The following is a 618-nucleotide window of genomic DNA, read 5'->3' as shown; positions in this document are numbered from 1 at the left end:
CCACAGACCCGGCAGGTAACCGCCTGCCCGACCCGGAGCTGCACCCGGACAGCACCCTCAGCATGTGGCCGGATAACCGTATCGCCCGTGACGCGCACTATCTTTACCGGTATGACCGTCACGGCAGGCTGACAGAGAAAACCGACCTCATCCCGGAAGGGGTTATCCGCACGGATGATGAGCGGACTCACCGGTACCATTACGACAGTCAGCACCGGCTGGTGCACTACACGCGGACACAATATGAAGAGCCGCTGGTCGAAAGTCGCTATCTTTACGACCCGCTGGGCCGCAGGGTGGCAAAACGGGTGTGGCGGCGTGAACGGGACCTGACGGGCTGGATGTCGCTGTCACGGAAACCGCAAGTGACCTGGTACGGCTGGGACGGCGACCGGCTGACCACAATACAGAACGACAGAACCCGCATCCAGACGATTTATCAGCCGGGGAGCTTCACGCCACTCATCAGAGTTGAAACCGCCACCGGTGAGCTGGCGAAAACGCAGCGCCGCAGCCTGGCGGATGCGCTTCAGCAGTCCGGCGGCGAAGACGGTGGCAGTGTGGTGTTCCCGCCGGTGCTGGTGCAGATGCTCGACCGGCTGGAAAGTGAAATCCTGG

General features: G+C 62.3%; 1 pseudogene. It reads left to right on the top strand.

The window, feature by feature from the left end:
• Positions 1-618: pseudogene (locus tag K0778_RS29110) on the top strand (RHS repeat protein); the annotation flags it as partial.

This window comes from Escherichia sp. XD33, assembly GCF_019375075.1.
GTDB lineage: Bacteria > Pseudomonadota > Gammaproteobacteria > Enterobacterales > Enterobacteriaceae > Enterobacter > Enterobacter flexneri_A.
This window is presented reverse-complemented; position numbering and strand designations above follow the sequence as displayed.